Origin of the sequence: Rhodoglobus vestalii (genome assembly GCF_006788895.1) — a bacterium.
GTDB classification, from domain to species: Bacteria; Actinomycetota; Actinomycetes; order Actinomycetales; family Microbacteriaceae; genus Rhodoglobus; species Rhodoglobus vestalii.
In genome coordinates this window covers 2,076,360-2,091,403 of sequence record NZ_VFRA01000001.1, presented here as the reverse complement: position 1 = coordinate 2,091,403, position 15,044 = coordinate 2,076,360, and the positions used below count along the sequence as shown (strand labels likewise).

The window sequence follows — 15,044 nt, the reverse complement described above, 5'->3', positions numbered from 1 at the left end:
TCGGGCCCAGTGGATGCCTCCCCGCGAAACGTTCCACCGGCTGTGGAGACGCTAAAAGTGCACCAACGTGCAGCCCAAAACCCTGTTGAAATGCCCCAACTGGGGATAGTTTTTCAGTCATCGCGTTATGACTCGAGTGACGTCGCACATCGCGAAAACACCCAACCAAGAAAGGTCAATGTGGACAATCTAGGAGCAGTATTTCTTTCGGAGGTGGTGGGCACCGCCCTGCTAATCCTTCTGGGAACCGGCGTTGTAGCCAACGTTGTACTCGGCAAAAATAAGGGCTTCAACGGTGGATTCCTGATGATTAACATCGGCTGGGGACTCGCCGTCTTCGCCGGTGTGATCGTCGCCTACAACTCGGGCGCGCACATCAACCCTGCGGTCACGCTCGGTCTCGTCGCTAGCGGTGCAACCGAATTCGGGGCGGGAGTCAGCGTGAGCGTCGTTTCGGTGCTCGCTTATATCCTTGCCCAAATGATCGGTGCGATCATCGGTGCCGTCTTCACGTGGCTGGCATACAAGCAGCACTTCGACCAGGAAGTCGATGCCGGCGCCAAGCTCGCCGTGTTTTCAACGGGCCCCGCTATTCGCAGCTACGGCTGGAACCTCATTACCGAAATTATCGGCACATTTGTTCTCGTGTTCGTCGTCATCGGGTTCGGACGTCAAGATGCGGGTGGAGGGCTCGCGTCTCTCGGCGCGCTCCCGGTAGCGCTGCTCGTTATCGTTATCGGTACATCGCTCGGTGGTCCGACCGGCTACGCCATCAACCCCGCACGTGACCTGGGGCCCCGAATCGCTCACGCGCTTCTCCCTATCAAGGGCAAGGGCACCAGCGACTGGAGCTACTCCTGGGTTCCTGTGCTCGGACCGATCATCGGTGGAGTCCTCGCTGGTGCCGCATCGATCCCACTATTGCCCATCCTCACCTAACAGAAACAACCCCTAGGTTGGGGTGGTTTCCTCTTCGTAGTTTTCACGAAATAACAAAGGAGTTTACAAATGAGTAAATATATTTTGGCCATCGATCAAGGAACAACAAGCTCACGTGCCATCATTTTCGATAAATCAGGCTCGGTCATTTCCATGGGACAGCTCGAGCACGAGCAGATCTTCCCGAAGGCCGGCTGGGTCGAGCATGATCCTCAAGAGATTTGGACTCATACCCGCGAGGTAATCGGCAAGGCCCTTTCGACCGCCAACCTCACCCGCCACGACATCGCCGCGGTGGGAATCACCAACCAGCGCGAGACCGCGGTGGTCTGGGATCGCAACACTGGCAAGCCGATCTACAACGCGATCGTCTGGCAAGACACTCGCACTCAGCCGATCGTCGACAGAATTGCCAAAGACGGCGGCGTCGACCGTTTCAAGAGCATTGTTGGCTTGCCACTGGCAACCTACTTTTCGGGAACCAAAATTGCGTGGATCCTTGAGAACGTCGAGGGCGCACGAGAAAAGGCAGATGCCGGCGAGCTCATGTTTGGAACCACCGACACTTGGGTGCTGTGGAACCTTACCGGCGGCGTCAACGGCGGCGTGCACGCAACGGACGTCACCAACGCCAGCCGCACCCTTTTCATGGATCTCGAAACCCTCAAATGGCGTGAGGACATCCTCGACGTCTTCGGGGTTCCCCTGTCGATGCTTCCCGAGATTCGAAGTTCTTCCGAAGTTTACGGAGAGGCAGAACCAAACAGCCTGCTTCGAGAGGTTCCTATTGCTGGAATTCTTGGTGACCAGCAAGCGGCAACATTCGGGCAGGCCGCGTTCGACGCAGGCGAGGCGAAGAACACGTACGGCACCGGCAACTTCTTGATCTTCAACACCGACACCGAGATCGTGCACTCCAAAAACGGGTTGCTCACCACTCTCGGATACAAGCTCGGTGACGAACCTGCTCACTACGCGCTGGAAGGTTCAATCGCCGTCACAGGCTCCCTGGTGCAGTGGCTTCGCGACAACCTCGGAATTATCAAGGATGCCCCGGAGATCGAAACGCTCGCCAAGACAGTCGATGACAATGGTGGGGCGTACTTTGTGCCCGCGTTTTCGGGGCTGTTCGCCCCATACTGGCGCGCTGATGCTCGTGGTGCACTTGTTGGACTCACACGTTTCGTCAACAAGGGCCACATCGCGCGGGCTGCACTTGAGGCCACTGCGTTCCAAACGCGCGAGGTTATTGACGCGGTCAACGCGGACTCAGGTGTTCCCCTTACCGAGCTCAAGGTCGATGGCGGAATGATCGCCAACAATCTCCTCATGCAGTTCCAAGCCGATATCCTCGGTGTGCCCGTCGTTCGCCCCGTGGTCGCCGAAACAACCGCTCTGGGCGCTGCGTATGCCGCCGGGCTGGCCGTGGGCTTCTGGGATGGTCTTGATGACCTGCGCAAGAACTGGCAGGAAGACAGCCGCTGGGAGCCGAAGATGGGTGAAGAAGAGCGCGAACGTCTGCTGCGCAGTTGGAAGAAGGCAGTGACGAAGACCTTCGACTGGGTAGACGAAGACGTCGAATAGCCTGCTTTAGCAAGCAAGAGCCCGGTTGGACAAGCGAATACGCGGCCAGCTGGGCTTTTGCTTGTGCTTCGTACGACCTCGTGATCACGCCACAGTTGCCACGATTGCGGCGCACACCCACAGTTGCTAAACAAGCGAATCGCGCCACGCCGCGTGCAGCTGCGCGAACTTACCACTGCCCGAGATCAACTCCTGCGGGGTGCCGTCTTCGATGATTCGACCGTGTTCCATCACGAGAACGCGGTCAGCAATCGCGACGGTAGACAGGCGGTGCGCAATGATGATTGCGGTGCGGTCGGCGAGCAGCGTTTGAAGACCAGCCTGCACGAGTCGCTCGCTCGGAATGTCGAGCGAAGCGGTAGCCTCATCCAAAATTAAGACGACCGGATCAGCGATAAAGGCGCGCGCAAACGACAGCAGCTGTCGTTGACCGGCACTCACTCGGCCACCGCGCTTATTCACGTTCGTCTCGTAGCCGTTGGGTAGAGCCTCGATAAACTCGTGCGCTCCGACAGCCTTCGCCGCCCTGACAATCTCCTCGCGCGTTGCTTCTGGTTTTCCCAGAGCGATGTTATCGGCAACGTTGCCCGAAAACAGATATGCCTCCTGAGTCACCATGACAATTGCGCGACGCAGGTCTTTGGGGTGCAGCTTGCGCAGATCGACTCCATCGAGCGACACGGTTCCCTTACTGGGATCATAGAACCGCGAAATGAGCTTGGCCAGCGTAGATTTGCCCGCACCGGTCGTACCCACCATGGCCACGGTTTGCCCCGCCGGAAGCTCAAGATCAAACTCTGGCAGGATCACCTTCTCCGAGTTGTAAGCGAACTCAACGCCATCAAACTTCACAGTGCCGCTGGCCTTACGGAGATCGATCGGCGTCGTCGGGTCAGGGACACCCGGACGCTCCTCTAGCACGCCAGAAATCTTCTCAAGCGCTGCCGCAGCAGACTGGTATGAGTTGTAGAACATTGCCATCTCTTGTGCCGGAGCAAAGAATTGACGCGCATAGAGTAGCGCCCCCAGAAGGGCACCGATCGCAAGATCACCCGTGGATACACGAAGCCCACCGACCAGCAGAATCATCGCTAGGGCAACGTTTCCGATGAAAACTAGGCCGGGATCAAAGATTCCGAACAGTTGGATAACGCGGGCGTTAGCATCCCGATAATTCTCAACGAGCCCACCGAATTCACTCCGATTGCGCTCCTCTTTGCGGAACGCCTTGACCGCGCGGATGCCGGTCATGGTCTCGACGAAGTGCACGATCAGCTTGGCTGAAGTTGTGCGAGTTTCACGGAAATGCTGCTGGGAGCGCAGTTGGAACCAGCGCGTGAGGAACGCCAGCGGAATCAGCGAGCAGAACAATACGAGACCACTCACCCAGTCGAGCGAGAACATCGCGATGGCGATGAAGATCATATAGAGCGCGCCCTGCACCAGCTGGTTGATGCCGGAGTCGAGAAGTTCGCGGATCGCATCCAAGTCACTAGTTTGACGCGCGATGATGCGCCCCGAGGTATAGCTCTCGTGAAATTCTAGGCTCAACCGTTGTGTGTGCAGAAAGACACGTTTGCGCAGATCGAACAAGATAGCTTGACTCACCCGCGCGCTCAGTACGGTGTACCAGGCGATCATCGTCGCGCCAGCGATACCGGTCAGCAGGTAAGCGGCAACAGTGAGCAGCAGTGGCAGACTGTTGTCATTGACGAGAGCCGGGAGTGCCCGGTCGATTCCGAACGCAATCAGCGCCGGGCCTGCGACCTGCGCTGCCGTGCTGACCACAACAACAGCCATCGTGAGAGTGACTCGGGCGCGTAGCGGCGAGATCAACGAACCGAGCAGGCGCAGCGAGCGCTGTCTGATCTGGCGGCTCTCATCCTTGGTGTAGTCGTTTCGATCTTCACCAGAGGTTCCCAATACGGTCATGAGGTGACCCCCTGCTCTTCCTCTTCAAGACTGGATATGACGTAGCGGTAGTGACTGCTGGTCGCCAGCAGGTCGGAGTGCTTTCCCACCGCGGTAACTTTGCCGTCTTCCAGCAGGGCGACCCGGTCGGCGAGCATCACCGTCGACGGCCGATGTGCCACAATGAGCGCCGTCGTCGAACTAAGAATTTCGCTTAACGCCGCCTGCACGAGTGCCTCGGTATCAACATCGAGCGCTGAAAGCGGATCATCGAGCACAAGAACCGACGGCTTGGCCGCTACGGCACGAGCGAGGGCGAGTCGCTGCCGTTGGCCGCCCGAGAGACTGAGCCCCTCCTCTCCGACGAGAGTGTCAAGACCGGCAGGCAGATCGAAGACAAAGTTAGCCTGAGCAATAGTGAGCGCCTGACGCAGTTCCTCTTCGGTCGAATCCGGGCGCCCCATGAGCACGTTCTCACGCACACTCGACGAGAAGAGCGTCGCATCCTCAAACGCCATCGCCAGGTGGCGGCGAAGCTCAACGAGCGTGAGGTCGCGAACATCAACACCGTCGATGATGATCGCCCCCTCGGTAACATCGTAGAGCCGCGTGGCGAGAGCAGTGAGCGTCGACTTGCCTGATCCTGTCAATCCCACGAGTGCCATGGTCTCGCCGGGCTCAATCCGCAGATCGATACCATTCACGAGATCGGGCACGTTGGCTGGAGAATCCGGGTAACGAAAGTGCACATTGGAGAACTCAACGAGCCCCCGCGGTTCTTCGATGGTCTTTGGGTGCTCGGGATCGGTGATTAAGTTTTCCGAATCCATGACCTCAAAGAAGCGATCAGCCGCAGTGCGGGTATCGAAGGTCATCGAAAGCAGGAAGCCGATGGACTCCACCGGAAAGCGCAACACGGTTGCGGTCGCAAAGAATGCGACCAAATCACCGGCAGAGATATTGCCCTCAACTACGAGCCAGACTCCTCCGAGCAGCGACAGGGCGAAGGTGACATCCGGCACCAGCAAAAGCCACAACCAGATGCCGGCGATTGCTCGCGCCTTCTCAATCTCGGTGCCGCGCAAACTCTCTGCCCTGGCCGAGAATCCAGCAAGAGCATGAGTGCCCCGCCCGAATGCTTTGAGAACTCGAATGCCATGAACCGACTCCTCGACAGCGGTTGCGAGGTCTCCGGTCTGATCTTGGCTGCGACGCGCCACGACCGAATACTTGCTCTCGAAGACGTACCCGTAAATCCACAACGGAATTGAGCTGACGAGAAAAATAAGCCCGAGGACCCACGAGATATTGATCAAGAAGATGAGACCGACAACGATCGTGAGGATATTGACAACGAGCAGTACTAGGCCAAAAGAGAACCAACGGCGAATCAAATTGAGGTCACTGACCGCACGCGATAGCAGTTGACCGCTCGGCCAGCGATCGTGAAAACTGACGGGAAGGTGTTGGAGCGTCATGTAGAGCGTGTTGCGCATTCGCGCCTCAACGTGGGTTCCGGGGGTGAGCACAAAGTAGCGCCGCAGGGCGATCATGACCGCTTCGGCCACACCGAGGGCCAGCACGATGAAAAATGCGGGCCAAATTTGGGAGGAATCACCTGACTGCAGGGGGCCATCAACGAGCGAACGCAAGACCTGAGGGATCAGCAGCGCAACGACGCCAGCAATTAGCGCAGCACCCATGCCCAAGTAGATGTGCGGCAGCGCCGGCTTTACGTAGGGGTAGAGCCGGCGGATTGCCGCGAAGGTACCGACCGCTTTGGTGCGCTCAGGCTTGACTGACTGTTGTGACAACGTGGTTCCTTGACGAGAAGAGAGCACCATAGTGGGTGATCAAGGCGACTGCGGCTCGCTGAATGCGCGACCGCTAACCGCTGCATCATGTCGAAGTCGACGCTGAGCAGACAGCCTTCTAGACTATGCCTGCTTCTGTGCAATCACAATCGTTATCGGTAAATCCTTTGACAGAGGCTCAATTCACCGGACGCGAACAGAGAGACACGTGACGCAGCCTTCCATTTTCTCAAACTCGGTGACATCAACCGTGACAACGCGATACCCGAGATCTTCGATGAGTGCCGCAGTCTTGGGTGCCGACGATGACATGAGCACCGCATCATCCGACAGCACGACAACAGCGGCACCCTCGGCCTCCGGAACGGCCAAGAAACGGTCGTAAAGATCACCGTTGTCGACGAGGGGGGCGAAGCCGATGACGGTTCCGTCCGGCAGAGCAGTCACACCGCTCTTCAGGTGCAGCACCTTCTCGACAGGAACCGCAATCAGTGAGTATCCGAGCCGAGAAACGATGGCACGCAGTTGCCGGATGCCGTCGGCATTCGTGCGCCCACCCCGACCGACGTAGACAGTAGAACCGACCTTGAGCACGTCGCCCCCATCGAGGGTTCCGGGCTCAGTGATTTCATGAAGTTCGAGACCGAGAGACACAACGCTCGCGCGCACCGCCCCCACCTCGGGCTTGCGACTGGCGGCACCGGGGTTCGTCAGCACCGCGACATCGCCAAAAATGACAACCGTGTCTTCGATGAACACTGCATCGGCAAGCTCGTCGGCCCCAGCGACCTCAATGGTCTCAAACCCGTTTGCGCGCAGGGCTGCCACATAGCCCTCCCACTGTGCGTCGGCAAGGTCAGCATCGACAACAACACGATCGAGGTGGGTGAGCTCACCCTCGCCCAACCGGGCTGACGGTGGGCGCACGAAAGCAACGAGACGTGTGGGCTGAACGGCACCGGCAACCACCGCATTCCAGACGCGGCGGCCCACCGTAACCGCCGCAAGGGTGGTAACGACGACAAAGATCAGATTGGTGCCCAACAGGGTGGCAAGGATAAAGGTGAACGCCTCCGCATTGAGCTCAGCTCCCGTCGCCGCGATTCCGAGCGCAGTGCCTCCGACGGCGGAGATAATGCCCAAGGCAAGGCCAGCGACAGCGGCCGTAAACCAGTAGCGGTGAATCTCGAGGGCAGCAATAAGCGAGTACAGCACAAAGAGCACAGCGCCCATAGGCAAGAAATACTCCGCAATAGCGGGCAGATTCTCGGCTGCCGCACCGTTCGCGGTGAAGAACGCCAACGCTGTTGCGAAGTAGACGGTGCCTGCCACGGCAATTCCAGAAATAAACGCTGCGGCTAAACGCCGACCCATACTAATCATGCCCACAAACCTATCTGTCGAGAGTTTTACGTTTGCCTTGTAGCGGACGGCTTAGTGGAAGAAGTGACGCTCGCCCGTGAAGTACATTGTGACGCCCGCCTCAATTGCGGCAGCAATCACTTCTTCGTCACGAATCGATCCACCGGGCTGCACCACGGCGCGAACGCCGGCATCGAGCAGCAGCTGCAATCCGTCAGCGAACGGGAAGAACGCATCACTAGCCGCCACCGAGCCCGCAGCGCGATCCCCAGCACGCGAAATTGCCAACCGGCACGAATCAACGCGGTTAACCTGGCCCATGCCCACCCCGACGGATGCTCCGCCATTGGCCAACAAAATAGCGTTCGACTTCACGGCGCGCACCGCTCGCCACGCAAACCCAAGATCGGCGAGTGTCTCAGCATTCGCGGCGTCGCCCGCCGCCAACGTCCAGGTCGAGACCGACGCAAACTGATCATCGAGCTGCTGCACGAGTAGTCCCCCGGAGATCTGTCGCAGCTCGCGGCTCTCGCGCACATAGCCCTCCGGCAATTGCAGCAACCGCAGGTTCTTCTTCGCTTGCAAAACCTCCAGCGCCTCCGGCTCAAAACCGGGAGCAACAATAACTTCGGTAAAGATCGGAGCAATCGATTCCGCCGCGGCCTTCGTGATGACGCCGTTCGAGGCAATCACTCCGCCGTACGCTGAGATGGGGTCGCAGGCGTGCGCCGCAGCGTGAGCTTCTGCGATCGTGGCCGCAGTGGCGATTCCGCACGGGTTTGCGTGCTTGATGACCGCAACAGTGGGAGTCTGGTGGTCGTAGGCGGCGCGCAGGGCGGCGTCGGCATCGACGTAGTTGTTGTACGACATCTCTTTTCCGCCCAGCTGGGTGGCCTGAGCGATGCCGCTTGAGTCGGCAACACCATAGAGTCCCGCCTGCTGGTGCGAGTTTTCGCCATAGCGCAGCACCGCAAGCTGGTCTGCTCCAACGTCAATATGCGGGGGAAACGCGGGAGCCGTGGCTGCCGTATTCCCGTCGCCGAGGAGCGCGCCCGTCATGAACCACTGAGACACGGCGGTGTCGTAGGCGGCGGTGTGTGCGAAGGCTTGCGAGGCAAGAGCGTAACGCTGCTCGAAGCTGGTTCCGTCTCCGGTGGCCGCCGCAATGATGTCGGCATAGCTATCGGGGCTCGTAACGATGGCGACATTGGCATGATTTTTGGCGGCGGCTCGCACCATCGCGGGGCCACCAATATCAATTTGTTCAACAATGTCTGCCGGCGCGGCCCCGGATGCGACGGTCGCGACAAACGGGTACAGGTTCACCACAACGAGATCAAACGCGTCAATACCGAGGTCGGCGAGTTGAGCTTCGTGGGACTCAAGGCGAAGGTCGGCGAGAATGCCTGCATGTACTGCCGGGTGCAGAGTCTTCACCCGGCCATCCAGAGATTCCGGAAAGCCGGTGATGCTCGACACCTCGGTGACCTCGTGGCCGGCGGCGGCAATAGTCTTCGCGGTCGACCCCGTTGAGACCAGCTCAACGCCGGCGGCCGCAAGCCCTTCGGCAAGCTCGAGGAGGCCCGACTTGTCACTCACCGAAATAAGGGCACGGCTAATGGGCACAGTGTCGCGTTCGCGAAAGTCAGCAGGGTTGTGGCGTGGGCCGCTCATACGATTCAGAGTTCCTTTAGGTTGATGCGGTTAGTGGCAATGTCTTTGATTGTTTGCACCATCAGTCGACGCTCGACCGGTTTAATGCGGGCGTGCAGGTGCTCCTCGGTATCCCCCGGCTCAATCAGAACGCGCTCCTGCACGATGATGGGGCCACTATCGACACCATTGTCGACTTTGATGACGCTGGCGCCCGTCTCGGTTACCCCCGCCGCAAGCGCATCGCGCACCGCATGGGCGCCCGGAAATTCAGGAAGGTACGCCGGATGCGTGTTGATGATATTGGGAGACAGTGCCTCGACGACGCGCGGCGGCAGCAGCTTCATGAAACCACTCAGCACCACAAGGTCGGCTTTCCACACCTGAATCTGTTCGAGCAGTTCGTCGCCCCACTCATCGCGGTTCACGAAGTTAGACATGGCGACCGAGAATGTGGGGATGCCGTAGTGCTCAGCGTGATCGAAACCTTCGGCGAAACGATCGGCACCGACAGCAATGACGCGGGCAGGAAAGTCGGCGCTTTCGGCTGCTTCAAGAAGGGCAGCGAGGTTAGACCCGCCCCCTGAGATCAAGACAACGAGTGTGAGCACACACTCAGCCTAGCGGCGCGCAAACCCCCCTTCGGCACGGTCAGGGCGTGCAGAAGTGAATAATCCGAGCCCCGCAGCGACCGAGAACTCAACGAAGGCCCACGCGGCGACGATCCACGGCTGAGGGCCAACATCCTGAAGCCGACCTGGGCCAGCAGACCCCGCCGAGACCCACACGAGCAGGCCGACGATAATTGCCGCGATCACACCAATACCCACAGCAACAATGGCGAGCTCACGACGGCGCAACTCTCCCGCGATCCGCGGGCCAAACACCGCCGCCACTATGAACCCCACCACCACGGGTGCCAGCAGGCCCATAAAGCCAAAGGCGAATTCACCATCGGGCAGGGCGCCAAGCACAGGGATCGCCGGAATTGGGCCCAACGAGGTGGCCAACGGAGAAACCGTCGAACCAGTACCAATCGCGAAACCGGGGCCCACCAGCCACGACGCCGTCCACACAATAAGGTTGGGCAGAATCGCGAGCTGACCCAGCGTGATCGCAACGCCACCCAGCACCTCAGTGTGGAGCGATTCATACAAGCGGATAATCTCCGCATACGACGTCACAATCGCCAGCATCGTGGCAATCGATGCGATCGTCAGCAGACCAGCAGCCGAAATTGCCCCGCCCCGCAACGACGTCGCAACAATAGTGCGCACGTGGGTTGGCCAGCCGAGAACCCAGCGGCGAACCGGCCCAATGGCACGACTCTTGGCGGTCACCACTTGGCCACCAATAAGCAACCCGACAGCAAATACGAGCGTCGGCAAAAGCGTGCCCTGCCACAGCGAGGGGTTCGCCAGCGGATGCAGTGCAGAAAAAGTGACCACTAAGGATGCAGCACCAAACGTGGCGAGTGAGGCCAAGGTGCCCAACACCGCGTGGGAGGTCTCCGCAACGCGACGCCCCGCACGAATCCCCAGCAACCCCGTAAGCAGGGCAAAGCCCAGCAGCGCAATCGTGATGGTCACCGGGGTGTTTGCCTCAGCCAACCCCAGAGATGCCGACACTGTCGGATCGAGCACCACCGTGATGTCGGTGCCGTGCCCAACCAACCAAATATCGACAGCCGCGCGCCAAAATACTGTCCAATCAATGGCCAGTCCGTAGTGGATGCCCCACAACAGTGTTAGCGGAACAAGCGGTATTGCGATTCCAATTGCCACCACCAAGAGCGCCTCAAAGGCGGCGAAGAGGAGGGTGAGCTGGCGATTCATATCGAACGTGAGCGTACCCCCACTCTCAGCCGCCACGGCGACGGCCTACCGCAAAAGAGTGATCTGACAGCGAGCAATTACTGCGCCGACGGGGATCTAACTCGCAAGTTCACCGAAGCCCTCAGCAGCCATCGCCACGAGCAGATCAACCGCATCCTTAGCAGCAGCTCCTGTCGCGGAGAACTTCACCACGTGATCCTTGGTTGCGCCGAGCGACATGATGCCGATCAAGCTGTTCGCTGCCACCGGCCCCTTGCCCGACGTGACGTCGGTGATCGTGACCTTCGCCTCAACCTTGGCGAGCGCTTGAACGATTGCTGCCGCTGGTCGCGAGTGCAAACCGTCTGGATTGATGAGAGGTGCCTCTGCGCTGATCTCAGAGAGTGCTGCGGTTGCGGCGTTCGAGCTGGCGGCAGGCACTTCCCCGTGGCCAGCGAGCTGGCTCTGCTTGGCGCCCATCGCTGCTCGAGCCTCACGATCAACCTCGTCAAGCGACGCACCGGCATTGGCCAGTACGACCGCGGCGATCAACCCTTCAACGAAGGGAGCATCTGTGAGCCTGACCTCGTCACTCGTGGTCATGAACTCAGTAGCCATCGTGCCGCTCAGCACCGCAGAGCCGAGATCCATAAAAACAAGCACACCCTCCCCGCTGGCGACCTCATCGATCGCCTCGGCAACCTTCACCGCGTCAGTTCCGATCACGCCTTCACCGGCACCGGCCGCAATCGCAATGGCCGGCGGGGTCTCCCCGACCATCTCCAAGGAGAGATCCACTGCGGCTCGCGCCAAGGCGGGGATGTGACTCACCACAACAATCCCGATCATGCTCAGCTCGTAACGGTGTCGGCGAGCGCCTGGAACAACATAGTGCTCGAGGTTGCGCCGGGGTCGATATGCCCGGCACTGCGCTCACCGAGGTAGCTCGCGCGACCCTTGCGGGCAACGAGAGGCTCGGTCGCATCGCGACCCTTCTCAGCTGCTGCGAGAGCCGCGGATGCTGCAGCAGCAATATCACTGCCGCCAGCGACGGCAGCATCCCAGGCATCCAGCGCAGGATCAATAGCGTCAAACATTGTCTTGTCACCGGCTTCAGCCTTGCCGCGAGCAACAACACCATCGAGACCGGCTCGCAGTGCAGCACCGAAGGCTGCACCGTCGAGTTCGGTGACGGGCCCGGCGCTGACACCCATCCTCAAAAAGAGGGTGCCGTAAAGTGGGCCCGCTGCGCCGCCGACGGAAGTCACGAGAGTCATACCCACTGACTTCAAGAGTTCGTCGACGGCGGTCGAGGGTGCCGCACCGATCTTCTCGATAACCGCGCCCATACCGCGGGTCATATTCGAACCGTGGTCAGCGTCGCCGATGGCCGAATCAAGTTCAGTCAAATAGCTCTTTTTCTCGGTCACGAGATCGCGAAACCGCGAAAGCCAGGCGATCAGTTGGTCGAGAGAGATGGTGCTTGTAGACATTGTTCTTAGACTCCCCAGCGGAGCCCGGCGGTGTTTACCGGGGCATCCCATAGATTTACCATTTCTTCATCAGCCTTGAGAATAGTGACCGAGCATCCGGCCATATCAAGGCTCGTGATGTAGTCGCCGACAAGGTTGCGGGCAACAGTGATACCGGCCGCTTCGAGCAGTTTCGCGACCTCGTTGTACATGATGTACAACTCAATCTGCGGTGTGCCACCCATACCGTTGAGCATCACAATGGCTGCTGAGCCTGTGAAGTCCATGTCGGACAGGATCGGGTCAACCAGTTGCTTGGCGATGGATGCGGCATCCGCAAGCTTCTCGCGGTGACGACCGGGTTCTCCGTGGATACCAACGCCGATTTCCATCATGTCGTCTGGCAGATCGAAGGTGGGCTTCCCTGCTGCGGGGACGGTGCAGCTCGTCAGAGCCATGCCCATCGAGCGGCCGGAGTCATTGACGCGGTGTGCCAGTGCGGTGACCGCGGCGAGGTCTTGCCCCTCTTCTGCTGCTGCGCCGACGATCTTTTCGAGCAATACGGTGAGGCCGACCCCACGGCGTCCTGCTGTGAAGAGCGAGTCCTGCACAGCCACATCGTCGTTGACGACAACCGAGGCAACCTTGACGCCGGTTTCGGCCTCTGCCATCTCGGCCGCCATTTCGAAGTTCATGACGTCGCCGGTGTAGTTCTTGACGATGTGCAGCACGCCGGCGCCAGAATCGGCAACCTTGGTGGCTTCCTGCATCTGGTCGGGGGTGGGCGAGGTGAAGACTTCGCCAGCACACGCGGCATCGAGCATCCCGAAGCCAACGAACCCGCCGTGGAGCGGTTCGTGACCCGAGCCACCGCCGGAGATCAGAGCGACCTTACCGGCACGGGTGGGTTCTGCGCGGTAGATCACGCGGTTGACGTGGTCGACCTTGAGGTGGGGGTGCGCGGCGTCGATGCCGGCGAGTGCGTCGGCAAGTACCGACTCTGGGGTGTTGATCAGTTTCTTCATTACTTTGCCTTCTCTTCCGTCAGTGCCTCGGTGAGGGTGGTGCTATCTGCGCTGGTCTTGGAGATGAATCCGAATGCGAGTGCTGCGAGAACGCCGACGATGGCGAAGGCTCCTGCCGTGGCACCGAGGATCTGTGCAACGAGGTAGCCGGGAACTTCGCGCCAGGGGATTTTGCCGGCGACGGCGAGACCGAGCGTGACTGCTGGGTTGATGTGGTTTCCCGAGATGTACCCAAAGACGTAGACCGTCGCAACGACGATCAGGCCGAACGCGAGGGCGATAATGCCGAGGCTAGCCATGGTGAACGGTGCATCACCGTTCAGGATGAAGGTTGCCGGCACTGAGCCGACACCGACGAATACGAGGAAAGCGGTTCCGAGGAACTCTGCAGCCAGCTTCTGCCACTGCTTGTTCTCATCCATTAGTTCTCCTTTGAACTGGTTTGCGCACGTGCGACCGGGTTTCGCCAACGTTCGGCTGTAGCGGAACGTTATTCGATAATGTCGAATATGCTATGTTCACCATCATCTTGTCAAGCGGAGAGGGTGCGAAAGTAAACAGTCAATGCAGACATAATGAAACCCTGCCCACGAATGAGGGACCGCGTTGATCCAATCCATTGATCGTGCAGCACAAGTGCTGTCATCGCTTCAAGGTGCGCGCCACCTCGGCATCACCGAACTCGCGGGGCTGCTCGGCCTTCCTCCGTCGACAGTCCACGGGATCGTCAAGTCGCTAAAAGCCCACGGACTCGTCGCAAAAGAACCCGGCGGCAACCGCTACATGCTCGGCCCCGCCCTGCTCAAACTCTCCAACGTCTATCTCGACACCCTCGATGTGCGCGCCCGAGCAATGCGCTGGACCCAAGAACTTTCGCGGCGAACCGGGCTCGCCACACGCCTTGGCTCTGAACTTTTTGACGAAGTGATCGTCATCCACCACAACAACCGGCCAGATGGCAGCGAACAAATGCCAGAAACAGGGCTGTCGATACCCGTGCACGCCTCGGCTATGGGAAAAATCTTGCTGACCTACAACGCGGATGCCGCTGACCAACTGTTCGAGAAGCCGCTGCGCAGCCTTACCGGCGACACCATCACCGACCCCGCCAAACTGATTCTTCAGTTTGCCCAAATTGCTGAACGCGGAATCGCGACCGAAGAAGACGAAGCCGTGCTCGGGGAGTCATCGATCGCGGCCCCCATCGCTGATCGAAACGGTAGCGTGATCGCCGCAGTCGCCGTGGTGCTGCCCTCAAGCGAGTGGCCACCAGAAGACAATGTGCTGAACGTATTGAGAGAGACCGCCCGCAACATTTCGCGTGAGCTCGGCTACACCTCCTGGCCGCCGCCAGTAGTTCGTCGCCCCGCCGACGACTGAGTTCGGCTACAGCGACCTGCCCTCAACACCCGAAGCCACGGCCACGCTCGACAGTTAACGCCAACAACGGCCAGCCGCTTGTGGGAGCGA

13 protein-coding genes are annotated in these 15,044 nt (G+C 59.6%); 3 read left to right on the top strand and 10 right to left on the bottom strand.

The features are described from left to right. Positions 1-180 precede the first annotated feature (180 nt). Positions 181-939: an MIP/aquaporin family protein gene (locus FB472_RS10275; RefSeq protein WP_246078180.1), complete on the top strand. Its 759-nt coding sequence runs from the start codon at positions 181-183 to the stop codon at positions 937-939. 69 nt (positions 940-1,008) lie between these two features. Further along, entirely contained in the window at positions 1,009-2,523 is a 1,515-nt protein-coding gene (gene glpK / locus FB472_RS10270; RefSeq protein ID WP_141990804.1) for a glycerol kinase GlpK, read from the top strand. A gap of 126 nt (positions 2,524-2,649) precedes the next feature. On the opposite strand, the gene FB472_RS10265 is transcribed toward glpK, so the two are convergent. From FB472_RS10265 to FB472_RS10220, 10 genes are all read right to left on the bottom strand, one after another. Continuing rightward, positions 2,650-4,455, bottom strand: a complete 1,806-nt coding sequence (locus FB472_RS10265; protein WP_141990803.1) for an ABC transporter ATP-binding protein — start codon at positions 4,453-4,455, stop codon at positions 2,650-2,652. Next, positions 4,452-6,278: an ABC transporter ATP-binding protein gene (locus FB472_RS10260; protein ID WP_425467219.1), complete on the bottom strand. Its 1,827-nt coding sequence runs from the start codon at positions 6,276-6,278 to the stop codon at positions 4,452-4,454. Before FB472_RS10260 ends, FB472_RS10265 begins: the two co-directional genes overlap by 4 nt. A 153-nt stretch (positions 6,279-6,431) precedes the next feature. Continuing rightward, entirely contained in the window at positions 6,432-7,631 is a 1,200-nt protein-coding gene (ddaH, locus tag FB472_RS10255; protein ID WP_141990801.1) for a dimethylargininase, read from the bottom strand. A 51-nt stretch (positions 7,632-7,682) separates the two neighbouring features. Next, the gene (gene purH, locus FB472_RS10250) at positions 7,683-9,284 is read right to left on the bottom strand and encodes a bifunctional phosphoribosylaminoimidazolecarboxamide formyltransferase/IMP cyclohydrolase (RefSeq protein ID WP_141990800.1); all 1,602 of its coding nucleotides are present in this window, start codon (positions 9,282-9,284) and stop codon (positions 7,683-7,685) included. Between the two features lie 5 nt (positions 9,285-9,289). Further along, on the bottom strand, positions 9,290-9,874 hold the full coding sequence (gene purN, locus FB472_RS10245) for a phosphoribosylglycinamide formyltransferase (RefSeq protein WP_141990799.1): 585 nt from the start codon (positions 9,872-9,874) through the stop codon (positions 9,290-9,292). A 9-nt stretch (positions 9,875-9,883) separates the two neighbouring features. Then, positions 9,884-11,098 carry a cell division protein PerM gene (locus FB472_RS10240; RefSeq protein WP_141991547.1) on the bottom strand — a complete coding sequence of 405 codons (1,215 nt, stop codon included), beginning with the start codon at positions 11,096-11,098 and terminating at the stop codon, positions 9,884-9,886. Between the two features lie 96 nt (positions 11,099-11,194). Next, positions 11,195-11,926 (bottom strand): dihydroxyacetone kinase phosphoryl donor subunit DhaM, encoded by a 732-nt coding sequence (gene dhaM / locus FB472_RS10235; protein WP_141990798.1) that lies wholly within the window; start codon positions 11,924-11,926, stop codon positions 11,195-11,197. Positions 11,927-11,928: 2 nt separating this feature from the next. Then, positions 11,929-12,570 (bottom strand): dihydroxyacetone kinase subunit DhaL, encoded by a 642-nt coding sequence (dhaL, locus tag FB472_RS10230; RefSeq protein ID WP_141990797.1) that lies wholly within the window; start codon positions 12,568-12,570, stop codon positions 11,929-11,931. Positions 12,571-12,575: 5 nt separating this feature from the next. Next, complete coding sequence (gene dhaK, locus FB472_RS10225) at positions 12,576-13,574, bottom strand: dihydroxyacetone kinase subunit DhaK (RefSeq protein ID WP_141990796.1); 999 nt, start codon at positions 13,572-13,574, stop codon at positions 12,576-12,578. After that, positions 13,574-13,996: an MIP/aquaporin family protein gene (locus FB472_RS10220; protein ID WP_141990795.1), complete on the bottom strand. Its 423-nt coding sequence runs from the start codon at positions 13,994-13,996 to the stop codon at positions 13,574-13,576. Before FB472_RS10220 ends, dhaK begins: the two co-directional genes overlap by 1 nt. A gap of 184 nt (positions 13,997-14,180) precedes the next feature. On the opposite strand from FB472_RS10220, the gene FB472_RS10215 reads away from it, so the two are divergent. Continuing rightward, positions 14,181-14,954 carry an IclR family transcriptional regulator gene (locus FB472_RS10215; protein WP_141990794.1) on the top strand — a complete coding sequence of 258 codons (774 nt, stop codon included), beginning with the start codon at positions 14,181-14,183 and terminating at the stop codon, positions 14,952-14,954. Positions 14,955-15,044 lie beyond the last annotated feature (90 nt).